The organism is Mycobacterium sp. IDUB_19, assembly GCF_055419445.1.
Genome location: NZ_JBVAXR010000022.1, coordinates 77,128 through 89,623, shown reverse-complemented (window position 1 = coordinate 89,623; position 12,496 = coordinate 77,128). Strand labels below are relative to the sequence as shown.

The 12,496-nt window shown below is 65.4% G+C and carries 14 protein-coding genes and 1 pseudogene; 6 read left to right on the top strand and 9 right to left on the bottom strand.

Annotated features, from left to right (window positions below):
• Window positions 1-85: 85 nt before the first annotated feature.
• Together ACZY0B_RS17970 and ACZY0B_RS17965 are read right to left on the bottom strand one after the other, a co-directional pair.
• On the bottom strand, window positions 86-472 hold the full coding sequence (locus tag ACZY0B_RS17970; protein ID WP_463765538.1) for a hypothetical protein: 387 nt from the start codon (window positions 470-472) through the stop codon (window positions 86-88).
• A 57-nt stretch (window positions 473-529) separates the two neighbouring features.
• Window positions 530-688: pseudogene (locus ACZY0B_RS17965) on the bottom strand (TetR/AcrR family transcriptional regulator); the annotation flags it as partial.
• 133 nt (window positions 689-821) lie between these two features.
• On the opposite strand from ACZY0B_RS17965, the gene ACZY0B_RS17960 reads away from it, so the two are divergent.
• The gene (locus ACZY0B_RS17960; protein ID WP_463765529.1) at window positions 822-1,583 is read left to right on the top strand and encodes a hypothetical protein; all 762 of its coding nucleotides are present in this window, start codon (window positions 822-824) and stop codon (window positions 1,581-1,583) included.
• A gap of 40 nt (window positions 1,584-1,623) precedes the next feature.
• On the opposite strand, the gene ACZY0B_RS17955 is transcribed toward ACZY0B_RS17960, so the two are convergent.
• Window positions 1,624-2,664, bottom strand: coding sequence for an NAD(P)H-dependent amine dehydrogenase family protein (locus ACZY0B_RS17955; RefSeq protein ID WP_463765536.1), 1,041 nt, complete (start codon window positions 2,662-2,664; stop codon window positions 1,624-1,626).
• Window positions 2,665-2,871: 207 nt separating this feature from the next.
• On the opposite strand from ACZY0B_RS17955, the gene ACZY0B_RS17950 reads away from it, so the two are divergent.
• Window positions 2,872-3,072 (top strand): hypothetical protein, encoded by a 201-nt coding sequence (locus ACZY0B_RS17950; RefSeq protein ID WP_463765527.1) that lies wholly within the window; start codon window positions 2,872-2,874, stop codon window positions 3,070-3,072.
• Window positions 3,073-3,076: 4 nt separating this feature from the next.
• Here ACZY0B_RS17950 and ACZY0B_RS17945 read toward each other — a convergent pair whose 3' ends face one another.
• The 5 genes from ACZY0B_RS17945 to ACZY0B_RS17925 all read right to left on the bottom strand — a co-directional run bounded on the left by ACZY0B_RS17945 (window position 3,077) and on the right by ACZY0B_RS17925 (window position 9,106).
• Window positions 3,077-4,621 (bottom strand): molybdopterin-dependent oxidoreductase, encoded by a 1,545-nt coding sequence (locus tag ACZY0B_RS17945; protein WP_463765526.1) that lies wholly within the window; start codon window positions 4,619-4,621, stop codon window positions 3,077-3,079.
• Window positions 4,622-4,696: 75 nt separating this feature from the next.
• Window positions 4,697-5,743: a cation diffusion facilitator family transporter gene (locus tag ACZY0B_RS17940; RefSeq protein ID WP_463765525.1), complete on the bottom strand. Its 1,047-nt coding sequence runs from the start codon at window positions 5,741-5,743 to the stop codon at window positions 4,697-4,699.
• Window positions 5,740-6,135, bottom strand: coding sequence for an ArsR/SmtB family transcription factor (locus ACZY0B_RS17935; RefSeq protein WP_463765523.1), 396 nt, complete (start codon window positions 6,133-6,135; stop codon window positions 5,740-5,742). Before ACZY0B_RS17935 ends, ACZY0B_RS17940 begins: the two co-directional genes overlap by 4 nt.
• A gap of 165 nt (window positions 6,136-6,300) precedes the next feature.
• Window positions 6,301-7,146: a mycofactocin-coupled SDR family oxidoreductase gene (locus ACZY0B_RS17930; protein WP_463765521.1), complete on the bottom strand. Its 846-nt coding sequence runs from the start codon at window positions 7,144-7,146 to the stop codon at window positions 6,301-6,303.
• Window positions 7,147-7,174: 28 nt separating this feature from the next.
• The gene (locus ACZY0B_RS17925) at window positions 7,175-9,106 is read right to left on the bottom strand and encodes a heavy metal translocating P-type ATPase (RefSeq protein WP_463765519.1); all 1,932 of its coding nucleotides are present in this window, start codon (window positions 9,104-9,106) and stop codon (window positions 7,175-7,177) included.
• Window positions 9,107-9,210: 104 nt separating this feature from the next.
• Here ACZY0B_RS17925 and ACZY0B_RS17920 point away from each other — a divergent pair, with 104 nt between their 5' ends.
• Window positions 9,211-9,564, top strand: a complete 354-nt coding sequence (locus ACZY0B_RS17920; protein ID WP_463765517.1) for an ArsR/SmtB family transcription factor — start codon at window positions 9,211-9,213, stop codon at window positions 9,562-9,564.
• A 108-nt stretch (window positions 9,565-9,672) separates the two neighbouring features.
• Window positions 9,673-9,924 (top strand): hypothetical protein, encoded by a 252-nt coding sequence (locus tag ACZY0B_RS17915; protein WP_463765516.1) that lies wholly within the window; start codon window positions 9,673-9,675, stop codon window positions 9,922-9,924.
• 4 nt (window positions 9,925-9,928) lie between these two features.
• On the opposite strand, the gene ACZY0B_RS17910 is transcribed toward ACZY0B_RS17915, so the two are convergent.
• Window positions 9,929-10,669: a methyltransferase domain-containing protein gene (locus tag ACZY0B_RS17910; protein WP_463765514.1), complete on the bottom strand. Its 741-nt coding sequence runs from the start codon at window positions 10,667-10,669 to the stop codon at window positions 9,929-9,931.
• Between the two features lie 116 nt (window positions 10,670-10,785).
• Here ACZY0B_RS17910 and ACZY0B_RS17905 point away from each other — a divergent pair, with 116 nt between their 5' ends.
• Both ACZY0B_RS17905 and ACZY0B_RS17900 read left to right on the top strand, forming a co-directional pair.
• Window positions 10,786-11,781 (top strand): permease, encoded by a 996-nt coding sequence (locus ACZY0B_RS17905; RefSeq protein WP_463765512.1) that lies wholly within the window; start codon window positions 10,786-10,788, stop codon window positions 11,779-11,781.
• A complete protein-coding gene (locus ACZY0B_RS17900) occupies window positions 11,778-12,491 on the top strand; it encodes a TIGR03943 family putative permease subunit (protein ID WP_463765511.1) in 714 nt (237 codons plus the stop codon). The genes ACZY0B_RS17905 and ACZY0B_RS17900 overlap by 4 nt, the downstream gene beginning before the upstream one ends.
• The last annotated feature ends 5 nt before the right edge of the window (window positions 12,492-12,496 follow it).

Below are 12,496 nucleotides of genomic sequence, written 5' to 3'. Positions count from 1 at the left end.
GGGGTTCGATTCCCCTTAGCTCCACAACGTTTGGGCAGGTCACACCGCGGTGTCGATGTCGAAGGCGTTGATCCGAACTAATCGCTCAGCGACGCCCATCGATCAGATCGGCAATCGCCTTCTGGGCGTCCTTCGTGGCCAGCGGAGGCGTCGCGAACATTTCGGCGATCATCATCGCAACCGGTGTTGTCCACAGCAGCATGCCCAACGCGACGGCGTGTTCACGGTTGGCACCGGCATCCAAACGTTGAATCAAGGCCGCCAGCGCCGCACCGAGACGTTTCATATGCCGTCCATCGAGCCCGACGCGCAACTCCTTGTTCGAGATGAGAATCTCCAACCCGGCCATCGCCCTTGGATTGGCGAATGCCTCCCACGTGGCCCGCACCAGAGCTTCTGTGTCCGTGACTTGCGCTGGATCGGACAGCACTTCGAGCGATGCGATCAGACGGTCGACGGCATCTTCGATCACCGCAGTCAGCAGACCATCTCGGTCCCCGAAGTGATGCTGAATGACACCCCAGCTCACGCCAGCGCGTTCGACGATGTGCCGAGCGCTGGCCGCTGAGAAGCCTTCCTCGCGAACGCACCGAACCGTCTCGTCGATGAGTAGTTCTCGGGTCCGGTCCCCCCGCCCTTGACGTCCGGTGAGCGGACGACGCGGGGCAGAACGCTTGCCCGGGTTCACCGTTGCAGTCCGCCCTGCTCACCGTTTTGCTTCATCAAAATCAGGTTAGGGCACGGGCGGATCGTTGCCACCAAAACATTGCATGTGCAATGCTATGAAGCGTGCAACTGACCAGTCATCAGAGACCCGATTCATGACCGAGACCATCAGCGCCGACGACGAGCGAGCTTCATCGGCGAGGCGCGGACTCTCGTCACTGCAAAAGTCGCTCTTCGGCGTCTTGGCGTTCTTCTTCGTCATTCACGTGGTGTTCTGGTATCTCGAATTTCATGCCGGGGTGTCCCACGTCGTCGCGTCCACGACATTGGTCGTCTTCGTCGTGGGCTGTTTCTCGACAGCGCTCGCGCTACCGTGGCTACCGCTTCCGGGCCAACGTGACCGCACGAAGTCGGAGCGACTGGGTGCGATGGTCATCGTTTGGGTCTTCATCGCCCTAATTCCACGATTCATCTGGGAACTACCGTGGCTCTTGTTCTTCGACCAGATCAGAGACGGTGTGCGGCACGGGTCGGTCTGGACGTACATGTGGTCGCCCATCCTGCTCGGAGGCGACGCGCGTTACCTGAACGGCGACCCGCTCATCGTCGTTCTTGAGTGGATCGCCTTCTTCATTGGACTGTTCGAGGCGTATGCGATGGTGCAGTTCTTCCGGAATGGCAAGCGGTTCACCAGTACTCAGCTCTCCTTCATCATGGGCGGGATGATCGTGGAGGTCACGCTGCCAGCGGTCTACTTCGGGGTAGAGATCGCGAACAATTTGGAAAGCATGACGAGTCCAGTCGAGATGTGGATCAAGTTCGTGGTCCTGAACCTCTTGTGGTGCACCATGCCGCTGGTCACCTACTTCTGGGGCGTGCGTAGGTTGGCTCACCAGGATCTCGCGGTCAAGTTCTAGCACCCGCTCAATCTCCTGACCTGCCCCAGGTCGACTCGTTTTACGCCTCGGTGAGCGCCGCAGTCGTGTTGCCGAATCCGATGTGGCTGCGAATCAGCGGGAGCGTTGCCGCGGTGGCGAAACCCGTCGGGGCCGCACAGATCGCGGGTACGGCATTGAGCACCTGCATGGCGGTGGCCACACTTGCCGAGCGAACGTGTTCTTCTATGGTCGCGGCGCGGGTGAAGCTGGCCAGGCAGGAGAAATGTGTCCGCATCGATGGGTCACCCTCGATCGTCAGCGTCCAACCGTCCTGGGGTTTGGGCCAATGGTCGGGGTATTCGCCACCGACGGTCCACAGCGTCTCGATCTCGACGAGCACCTCGCCGTTGCGCCGCCCCGACCACTTCCATCGTTGCCCCGCAGTCGTCCCCGCGCGTAGCACATGGTCGAAGATCTGATGATCGTCTCGCGCGGGAACTGCCTCCACGGTCGCGGTGACGTCATCGATCTCGGCATTGAGCGCGTCCGCGAGAAACCAGACCTGTTCGGTGAAGATTCCACTGTTGAAGGCCAGAAACTCACTGCCCGTTGGGCTGATCTCCTCGACTGGCTGCCCAAAGCGCATGTTGTCGAACGTGATCGAGGTGCTTTCGTAGACCGACCAGTCGGCGCGTTCCTGCAGAGTGATCTTGTCGATGGTGCGGGACATTCCCGAAAGAGCCAGTGGCAGTGCACCGGAGAGGTTCCCGGGGTTCAAGCCACTGCCGTGGACCGTGGTGCCGCCGGCCCGACAAGCCTCGAGCACCCGATCGCGGTCGACCGGTGCGGTACGGCGCGGGTGGAACAGGAATGCTGTGGTCGCAACGTTTTTCCGGCTGGCAAGAAGAGTGCATACGTCGTCGATGCTGGTATTGCGCGGGGTGTAGAGCACGCAATCCGCGTCGAGCTCCACGATCTTGTCGACATCCGTAGTCGCGGCGACGCCGATCGGGCGGCGACCAACCAAAGTGCCGACGTCGACGCCATCCTTCGACGCCGAATAAACGCGGGCGCCGACGATCTCGATGTCGGGCCGGTGGTCGATGATGGTCGTGACCATCTCGGTGCCTACCGTGCCAATACCCCAAGCGATGACGCGGAGCGGCGGTAGATCACTATCGTTCGTCACTGCTTCCTCCTGACGCCAAGCACGCGAACCTCAAGCTTCTCATTGTCGGGGCGCCCGACGCCGACGCCGTTGTCGCGCCCACAGCACTTTCTGTCATCGCGGGTGGGACATCTACCGTCCGGCGCCTAGGATTCTCATATGAGTAGGGCATTCGTCGTCACATTCGCGGTCGGGTTGCTGGTCGCAGTGTTCGGTCTGATCTGGGCGCTCCAGGGGTTCGGAGTGCTTGGTGGAAGCCCGATGAGCAACACCACAACCTGGTCCATCATCGGCCCGATCACGGTGGTGATCGGCATCGTGATCGCGGTCTTCAGTTGGCGGAAGATCTCGTCGAAATAGTCCGTCAGGTCTCCGCCACGGTGAAGTCCACCGTGTGCCAGCCGGTGGCGCCGTCGGGGATGCTACCAACCTGATCGGCGGTTTGAGTCGCTCCGGTGTTGTCGGTCGCTCGCACCGTGATGGTATGTCTCCCGGGGGTTTTCGCCTGCCAGGGGAAGCTCCACAGTCGCCACGTCGCGGTGGAATAACTCGCGCCCAGTTCGGCGGGCTGCCACCCGCCGTCGTCGATGCGGACCTCCACCGCCCGCACCCCACGATTTTGTGCCCACGCGACACCGCCGAACACCACGGATCCGCTCGGCAGTTTCTGACCGTCTGTCGGCACGTCGATGCGCGACTCGGTCTTGATCGGCGCCCGCGCTGCCCAGCCGAACCGCGTCCAGTAGGCCTTCGCCTTGTCGAAACGAGTCAGCTCCACGTCGACGACCCACTTGGTGGCCGACACATACCCGTAGAGCCCGGGTACCACCAGCCGGGCCGGGTAGCCATGCTCGATCGGCAGCGGCTGACCGTTGAGGCCCACTGCCAGAAGCGCCTCGCGGCCATCGGTGAGGGCCTCCACCGGCGTGCCCGCGGTGAATCCGTCGATCGACGTAGAAAGCACCATGTCGGCGTTCGCGTGCACGCCGGCCGCCGCCAGCAGGTCGGCCACCCGGTAGCCTGTCCAGACGCCCGTCGAAATCAGCTTTCCCCCAACGGGATTGGACACGCAGGTCAACGTGGTCACCACTTCGACGACTTCGAAGTGGGCGAGGTCATCGAAACTGTAGGTGGCTTCGCGGTTCACCATGCCGTGGATGCGCAGCCGCCAGTCGCCGTGGCTGAGTTGGGGAACACTGAGCGCGGTGTCGACCCGGTAAAAGTCGGCGTTGGCGGTGATAAAGCTCGGTAGCGCAACGCCGTTCGGCTGCACGTCGGCGGGTATCGGCGGAGCCGGCACCCGCGGTGTGGGAAGCGTGACGGCGTTGCGGTCGGCGGCCACCGAATGCACCAATCGTGTGATGGCCGCACCCACCACACCACTGACTACGCCGAATCCCAGCAATCCGAACACGACAAGCGTGCGCCTGCGCGCGTCCGGCTCGTCGGCGGCGCCGTCGGCCGGGTCTTTCGGGTCGGGCCAGAACCGGCGGGTGAGAAAGCGCAGGGCCGCCACGCCGCAGATGGCGCCCGCGACGGTGGGGATGGTGTCGAGCAACGTCGCGCCCTGTCGCGACAGCACTGCGGTGCATCCGAGGACACCCGCCGCGGCGATCACGGCGCTGCCGACAGGGCGGTGCCGAGTTTCGAAGCTCCCGGCGATCGCCGCGATCGTGGCGATCACCGCGAGCACGACGATCGCCAAGAAGATTTTGTCCAGCGAGCCCAGGGACTGAATCGCCCATTCTTTGACGGGTCCCGGTGTCAGGTCGACGACCACCGAGCCGATCGCGGCGCGCGCATCGGCCCGCGCGCCGAACGGGATGCCCACCAGCGCAGCTACCCCGAGCGAGACGGCCGCGGCGGAGACCCCGGCGATCATCCGCTCATTCGATGAGGCGACGGCCATCGGAGTCACTGTACTCGCGTTCACCTACAGCACAGCAAAAACCTTGTTGGGCAAGGCGAACCGCAATCCGCTGGCTCAGTGGTGATGTGTGTGAGATTCAGTGCGATCGCGATGTTCCTGGGCCGCGTTGGTGCCGCCGGCGGGATAGGCATGGATCATCGCAGTGGTCAGCTTGGGCACGGCGTGAATCAGGTCGTGTTCTGATTCGTGGGCGATGCGATGCGCGGCCGCCAGGCTCAGCGCGGGGTCGATGTCGAGTTCGGCATCGGCGTGCAGCCGGTGCCCAACCCAGCGCATCCGCACGCTGCGCACCGAACGCACGCCCGGCCGGACGGCAAGAGCGGCTTCGGCGGCGTCGATGAACGTCGGATCGACGCCGTCCATCAGACGGCGGAACACTTCTCGCACCGCCGTGCGAAGCACCGCCAGGATGGCCACCGTGATCACCAGGCCGACGATCGGGTCGGCCAGCGGGAAGCCCAAAGCCACCCCGCCGGCACCGACCAGCACCGCCAGCGAGGTAAAGCCATCGGTGCGGGCGTGCAGACCGTCAGCGGTGAGCGCGGCTGAGCCGATCCGGCGTCCAACCCGGATGCGGTAAATAGCCACCCATTCGTTCCCGATGAACCCGAGCAGACCGGCTACCGCAACCCAGCCGACATGGTCGATGGGCCGCGGATTGATCAGCCGCTCAATGGCCTCATACCCAGCGATGATCGCCGACAGCGTGATCATCGCGACCACGAACAGCCCGGCAAGGTCTTCCACCCGGCCGAAGCCGTAGGTGTAGCGGCGGGTTGCGGCCCTGGTGCTCAACGCAAATGCGATCCACAGCGGTACGGCGGTCAGCGCATCGGAGAAGTTGTGGATGGTGTCGGCGGCTAGCGCGATGGAACCGGAGATGACCACGACGACGATCTGCGCGATGGCCGTCGCGCCCAGGATCAGCAGGCTGACCTTGACCGCGCGGATGCCGTCGGCGCTGGATTCCAGCTCACTGTCCAAGCTGTCGGCGGCGTCGTGGGAATGCGGTGCAAAGGTCTCTTTGATCCCGCCCCACAATCCCTTCGGGTGATGGTGGTGGTCGTGATCATGTCCGTGGGAGTGGCCGTGATCGCTCATCGCGCATTGGCCTTTCGGGGCCGACGATCGGTCGTGATGCTCCGCACGTTCGGGTCGCCCCGGTGGTGGGACGGCACACCGGGACCGGCGTGCTCGGCGTTGAACACCGCGTCGATGACCAATTGGCCGACGTGTTCGTTTTCCAGGCTGTAGAAGATCGTCGTGCCGGCTCGGCGGGTGCGAACCAGCCGAGCCATTCGCAGCTTGGCCAGGTGCTGGGACACCGACGGCGCGGGCTTGTCCACCTTTTCGGCGAGGTCGTTGACCGACGACTCGCCCTCGGTCAGCGCCCACAACACCCGAATGCGGGTGGGGTCGGCCAACATTCGGAAGATCTCGACGATCAGGCTGACCTGATCCTCGGCAAGCGGCGCAGCATTATCTGCATGCATACGTAGATAGTAGCTTACGCGGCCGTGGTCCGCGACCGACCATTGGGCGACTTTTGAAAGCGATATCAGATGCGATATCGCAGCCGCGAACCGTCTAATGGTCTGGCCGCGTTACTCGCGTGACGGGTGGTGAACAGCGTCGAGACTGGCCCTTTAACAGGCGCTCTAGAACTTTGCGACAGCCCCCGCATCGACTGGCAGCGCGGCCCCGGTGATGTACTTCGCCTCGTCGGACGCGAGAAACAGCACTGCATTGCTGACCGCGCGCGCCTCGATTACCGGCACCGGCAGCATGTGGAATTGGCCGATCACCGCGGCCGTGTCGTCCATGGTGGGCTCCGAGAGGTCCGGCCGCAGGGTGCGGTGGAACTGCTCGTTGTCGATCATCGGCGTCAGCACGTTGCCGGGGTGGATCGAATTAACTCGAATCCACTGCGGGGCAAGCTCATTGGCAAGCGAGTTCATCAGGCCGACAACGCCGTGCTTTGCCGAGGCGTAGTGCGCCATGTACCCGCCGCCGCGCAGTCCCAACATGGAGCTCACCAAGATGATGGATCCGCCGCGGCCGTCGGACATGTGCGGCACCGCCACCTTGATGGTGTGCCAGACCCCGGTCAGGTTGATGTCGAGCATGGTTTGCCAGGCGGCTTCTTCGATCAGCGCGGCGGGCGCGGGACTGCCGCTGATGCCGGCATTGGCAACCACGATGTCAGGCCGGCCCAACTCGTCGATTCCCTGCTGCAACGCAGAGCGAAGACTTGCGAGGTCTCGGACGTCGGCCTTGGCGGTCACGATGCGCCGGTCCAACTTCTGGACCAGCGCCGCGGTTTCGTCGAGATCGGCCTCCGTCGCTCCCGGATAGATGACGCCCTCGACGTCGCCACACATATCAATGGCAATGATGTCGGCGCCCTCCTCGGCGAGGCGGACGGCGTGTTCTCGGCCTTGGCCGCGCGCAGCACCCGTGATGAACGCGACCTTGCCGGCCACCCTGCCAACGCCGTTCGTCATCGTGACCCTTCCTACCGATCGATTGGTGTCACCGAGACGATAGCCCTGACCGCCAAGCGCGCCCGCTCAGGAGTCGCAAGCCGTTGAGCGCGACGACGATCGTGGAACCTTCGTGGCCCGCGACGCCCAGGGGCAGCGGCAGGTGACCCAGCAAGTCCCATACGACGAGTCCGGTGATGAATGTCGCCGCGATAGCCAAATTGGCGATGACGACGTGGCGCGCGCGACGCGACAGGGCAACGACTGCCGGGATTGCGGCGAGTTCGTCTTGGACGGTGACTGCGTCGGCGGTTTCCAAAGTCAGGTCGGCTCCGTTGCGGCCCATGGCGATTGAGCAGTGCGCTGCGGCCATGGCGGGTGCGTCGTTGATGCCGTCGCCGACGAACAACACCCGCTGGCCGTCGGCCTGCAGCTGGCGCACGGCGGCGACTTTCTCATCGGGCAGCAGGTCGGCTCGGACATCGGTGATCCCGACCTGTGCGGCCAGATGTTCTGCTGCCGGCCGGGTATCCCCGGTCAGCAGGGCCGGCGGTCCGGACGTGAGCGCGGCGATCGCGGCGACCACCTCGTCGGTTCCCTCGCGCACGGTGTCGTCCAGTCCGAGGACACCGACCGGCGCTGCGTCGACGATGACGAGAACGGCGGTAGTGCCCTGGCTTTCGAGGCTGCTCGCGGCGGGCGGATTGCTGTGAAATGCGCGCGGGCTCAGCACCTCGATCGTCTGGCCTGCGGCACGCGCGCGCACGCCGCGCCCGGGAAGCGCCTGAAATTCGGTCGCTTCCGTAAGAGCGAGTCCGCGTGCCCGGGCGGCGGCCACGACCGCACGCCCGAGTGGGTGCTCGCTGAATCGCTCTGCGCTGGCCGCGATCCGCAGCACGTCGTCGTCGGAGTATCGGTCGTCAACCGTGGCGATGGTGGTGAGTTGCGGCGTTCCCGTCGTCAGGGTGCCGGTCTTGTCGATGGTCACCTGGGTGGTGTCGGCAAGGTGTTCCATCGCTACCGCCGACTTGACCAGGACACCGTGGCGTCCCGCGTTGGCGATCGCCGAGAGCAGCGGCGGCATGGTCGCCAACACCACCGCGCACGGAGACGCCACGATCATGAACGTCATCGCCCGAAGCAATGTGGACCGTAGCTCGGCACCGAGAATCAGGGGGAGCGCGAACAGGGCCAGGGTCGCCACGACAACACCCACGGAATAGCGTTGCTCGACCTTCTCGATGAACAGTTGCGTCTTGGCTTTGGTGGCTGATGCCTGGGCGACGAGGGCAACGATGCGAGCGACGACGGTGTCGGACGGGTCTTTGATGACGCGAATGCGCAGTGCCCCAGCGCCATTGAGGGTTCCCGCAAACACCTCGTCAGCGACGGCCTTGCCGACCGGCATGGGCTCCCCGGTCACCGATGATTGATCGACATCGGAGGCGCCGGCGACGACGACGCCGTCCGCTGTGACGCGCTCACCGGGGCGCACGCTGACGAGGTCACCGATGCAAAGGTCTTGGGCGTCGACCGATTCTTCGATTCCCTCGGAGTCGATGCGGACAGCGCGGTCGGGTGCGAGGTCAAGCAGCCCCTTGACCGAATCCTCGGTGCGCTTGGTCGCCGCGTCTTCCAATGCGCCGGACGTGGCGAAAATGACGATCAACAGGGCACCGTCGAATATCTGGCCGATGCTCGCCGCGCCAATGGCGGCGACCACCATGAGCAGGTCGACGTCAAGCGTGCGAGAGCGTAACGCTTGCAAACCTTCCCAGGCTGGGGCCCAGCCGCCGGTGGCATAGCAGGCCAGATAGCAAAGCCACCAACCCCACCAGGGGGCGCCAAGCAATTGAGCTGCGAGTCCGGTCAGGAACAGGACGAGGGCGACGGTCGCCCACCGAACCGATGCGACTGACCACAGGCCCGCGGGCCTCGGTATCAACGGCGTGCGCGTCGGCTGCATGGTGGTGCTACTCATCGGAGCGGCTCCGTCCCCTCCCTCGGAAACACGATCGGCTCATGTATACATGTAAAGGTCTACATATGTCATATCAGTTCGTTGGTGCGTGCTTCAATTGAGAGATGGGACACGGGGTCGACGGGCGCGTGACGCCACCGGCCGCTCTTGATCCCGCGTCGGCAGGCAGGATCGCCGAGACGCTACAAGCCTTGGCGTCACCCAATCGGTTGATGATCCTGACCCGGCTGCGGCAATCCCCGTGCTCGGTCGGCGAGTTGTCCACCGCGGTCGGGATGGAACAGCCGGCGGTGTCTCACCAGTTGCGGCTCTTGCGGGCGCTCGGACTGGTTGCCGGCGACCGCAACGGCCGCAACATCGTCTACCGCCTCTACGACAATCACGTCGCTCAACTGCTCGACGAGGCCGTGTACCACATCGAGCACCTGCGTCTCGGCGCGACCGATACCACGGCTTAGGCCGTCAAGCGCCCCGAGTCTGATGGGGTCGGAAAATTTAGCTGAACATTCGATAAGAGGGCGTTTCGGCGCCGGATTAGGTACGGTCTCGGCTCTAAAGTCGGGTGGATGAGTACCAACTACTACCTGCAGAAGGTCCCGGTCGAGTCCGTTCAGCCGGGCTTCTCGCTGGCTGTTCACGAAGACGGCGACTATCGGCTGTTCCAGGTCGAGTGCACGCAGATGTCGCGGCGGGTCGGGTTGCCGGTGATGTTCAAGCTCACCTCGGAGCCCGTCAACGGCGGCGAACCCTGGGTCCTCGAGTGTGAAGAGGGCACGCCGGTCGTCCGGATCCTCGGCGTTGCCAAGGCGGCGTCCTAGGGCCTCAGCACGGCTTCGCGGCGACGACGAACTGCACCGCGCGCTGCGTCTGCTGCTCGATGTCGACGAGCCCGGCCGACGCGAACAGGTCGACGAAGTCGCGTCGGCCGAACATCGTGAGCCCGATCGTGCTTGCGGTCGCGGTCATCAGCTGCCGCGGCAGCGCCGCGTCGGGGGCATAGCTGGTCAGGATCGCGATCCGGCCCCCCGGCTCGAGCACCCGCACCATCTCGGCGGCCACCCGGAACGGCTCGGGCATCAGGTACAGCGCACCGAAACAGCAGACAGCGTCGAATGTTTCGTCGTCGAACGGCAGCGTCCGCGCATCGCCGCGGACATAACACGTTCGCGGCCCGTTGTTGTCGGCGACGGCTCGCGTCAGCATCGACTCGGAGATATCGAATCCGACCGCAAGGCCACCCTCGGGTAGTTCTGCGGCCAGGGGAGCGGTGAAATTGCCTGGGCCACAAGCGACATCGAGCAACCTGTGCGCGGTCGACAGATGCAGTGCCGACGCCGCACGCCGCTGTTCGGCGCGATGGGTCAGACCGCTGGCGACGTAAAAGGCGGTCGGCCGCCATAGCCGTTCGTAGACCGTCGCGACGAACGGGCTGTTCATGGCACGCTGTGCGACCGTCGGAACCGGCGCGCTCGTCGACGCGCCCAACACGTCAAGGAAACCGTGCCGGAGCTCGGCGGTCTGGCTCATCAGGCCGCGGGTCAGCTCGACCGGATCCTGGCTCATTGCGTTGCACGCTAGTGGACCGCGCCGCCATGCCGGTGGGCCGGGTGCGGGCGCCGGTCCACCATAGTGATAATCATTTTCATCAACTGTCATGAGATTCCAGGCCGGGTGGGTAGATGAGGGCCGAGCGCCGACCGCGTTTCGGGTCGATGGAAGTCCTGGTCTTCGGTTTGGTGGGCTTCGCCATTTTCGGGACGTGGCTGCGTGCCGTCGTCGCGAACAGCGCCGCGTTGGCCACCGCGGGCACGGTGTTCTGCGGAGTCTTCGTCCAGGCCCTGCCCTTCCTGGGCTTAGGTGTGGTGGTCAGCGGATTGATCGCGGTGTTCGTGCCGCCCGAGCGCTTGGTGCGCTGGCTGCCGCGCCGCCCCGCGGCGGCGGTGCTTGCCGCCGGTGTGGCCGGGGCCGCGCTGCCCGGATGCGAATGCGGCTCGGTGCCGGTGGCGCGCCGGCTGTTCGGCGACGGCGGGGCGGCCGGCGCGGCGGCCTTGACGTTCATGCTCGCCGCGCCCGCCATCAACCCGGTCGTGGTGGTAGCGACGGCCGTCGCGTTCCCGGGTCAGCCGAAGATGGTCATCGCCCGGGTTGCCGCGTCGCTGCTGACCGCGGTGCTGATGGGTTGGGCCTGGTCGCGGTGGGGCCGCACCGAGTGGATCACCCGCCGACTCCCGCCGCACGAGTCGCACGGCCCAGGGACGCAGTCCAAATGGTTGGTGTTCTGCGACGTGGCTCGGCATGACTTTCTGCAGGCGGCGGCCTACCTCGTGGTGGGAGCGGCCGCGGCGGCGGCACTACACGTGTTGGTGCCGCCGTGGATCTTCGAACACGTGGGCGCGCACTTGATTCTCGGCGTCGTCGTCATGGCGGCGCTGGCGGTGACGCTGGCCGTGTGCTCGGAGGCCGACGCGTTCGTGGCGTCCAGCCTGACGATGGTTCCCCTGGTTCCGCGGCTGGTGTTCCTGGTGGTTGGGCCCGCCGTCGACGTCAAGCTGCTGGCGATGCAGTCCGGCATGTTCGGCCGGGCATTCGCCACCCGCTTCGCCCCCGCGACGTTGGTGGTCGCCACCGCGGTGGCCACCCTGGTCGGCGTGCTGCTGCTGGGCGGTTCTCGATGAAGCGCGAAACCGAGAACACGATCCTGCTGCTGGTCGGGCTGAGCATCGGGCTGATCGTGGCGACCGGTGTGTTCACCCGTTACGTCAAGCCCACGCTGTTGCCGTGGCTGGTGCTCACCGCCGCGCTGCTGATCGGACTCGCGCTGGTGGCCATCGTCTCCGACATCCGTCGGGGCGAGCCGGACGGTGATCCCGAGGACGGGCATGCCCACCGTGGCGGCGTGGTGTGGTTGCTCGCCGTGCCCATCGTGGTGCTGATCTTTGTGACGCCCCCGGCGCTGCGGCCCCAGGCCGCCACGGGATCGGTCACCAACGTCTCCAATGACGCGCTGCGCCAAGCGTTTCCGCCGTTGCCGCCGGGGCGGGCGCCGGAGGTCTCGCTGCCGGACGTGATGATGCGGGCGGCCAACGACAGCACGGGATCGCTGAACAATCGGCTGATCACGGTCAGCGGCTTCGCCCTCACCGAACCCGGCGGCATCGACCTGGCCCGCATCGTCATCATCTGTTGCGCGGCCGACGCCCAGCTGGCCCGGATCCATCTGCGCGACCGCGACGGCGCAGGCACTTTCCGGTTTGCGGACAACACCTGGTTGCGGGTGGAGGGCGTGGTGACTCCCGCCGAGCGGCAACCCCACACACCGCCGATCCCGACGCTGCGGGCCGTTTCGGTCACACCCATTGCCGCGCCGGCGAACCCCTACTCGTAACCCCT

Excerpts from the sequence above, each read along its gene's own strand:
- ACZY0B_RS17915 (WP_463765516.1), top strand. The coding sequence starts at position 9,673 with ATGAGTACCAACTACTACCTGCAGAAGGTCCCGGTCGAGTCCGTTCAG.
- ACZY0B_RS17950 (WP_463765527.1), top strand. The coding sequence starts at position 2,872 with ATGAGTAGGGCATTCGTCGTCACATTCGCGGTCGGGTTGCTGGTCGCA.
- ACZY0B_RS17955 (WP_463765536.1), bottom strand. The coding sequence starts at position 2,664 with ATGGTCACGACCATCATCGACCACCGGCCCGACATCGAGATCGTCGGC.
- ACZY0B_RS17930 (WP_463765521.1), bottom strand. The coding sequence starts at position 7,146 with ATGACGAACGGCGTTGGCAGGGTGGCCGGCAAGGTCGCGTTCATCACG.
- ACZY0B_RS17905 (WP_463765512.1), top strand. The coding sequence starts at position 10,786 with ATGAGGGCCGAGCGCCGACCGCGTTTCGGGTCGATGGAAGTCCTGGTC.
- ACZY0B_RS17900 (WP_463765511.1), top strand. The coding sequence starts at position 11,778 with ATGAAGCGCGAAACCGAGAACACGATCCTGCTGCTGGTCGGGCTGAGC.
- ACZY0B_RS17935 (WP_463765523.1), bottom strand. The coding sequence starts at position 6,135 with ATGCATGCAGATAATGCTGCGCCGCTTGCCGAGGATCAGGTCAGCCTG.
- ACZY0B_RS17910 (WP_463765514.1), bottom strand. The coding sequence starts at position 10,669 with ATGAGCCAGGATCCGGTCGAGCTGACCCGCGGCCTGATGAGCCAGACC.
- ACZY0B_RS17945 (WP_463765526.1), bottom strand. The coding sequence starts at position 4,621 with ATGGCCGTCGCCTCATCGAATGAGCGGATGATCGCCGGGGTCTCCGCC.
- ACZY0B_RS17940 (WP_463765525.1), bottom strand. The coding sequence starts at position 5,743 with ATGAGCGATCACGGCCACTCCCACGGACATGATCACGACCACCACCAT.
- ACZY0B_RS17920 (WP_463765517.1), top strand. The coding sequence starts at position 9,211 with ATGGGACACGGGGTCGACGGGCGCGTGACGCCACCGGCCGCTCTTGAT.
- ACZY0B_RS17960 (WP_463765529.1), top strand. The coding sequence starts at position 822 with ATGACCGAGACCATCAGCGCCGACGACGAGCGAGCTTCATCGGCGAGG.
- ACZY0B_RS17925 (WP_463765519.1), bottom strand. The coding sequence starts at position 9,106 with ATGAGTAGCACCACCATGCAGCCGACGCGCACGCCGTTGATACCGAGG.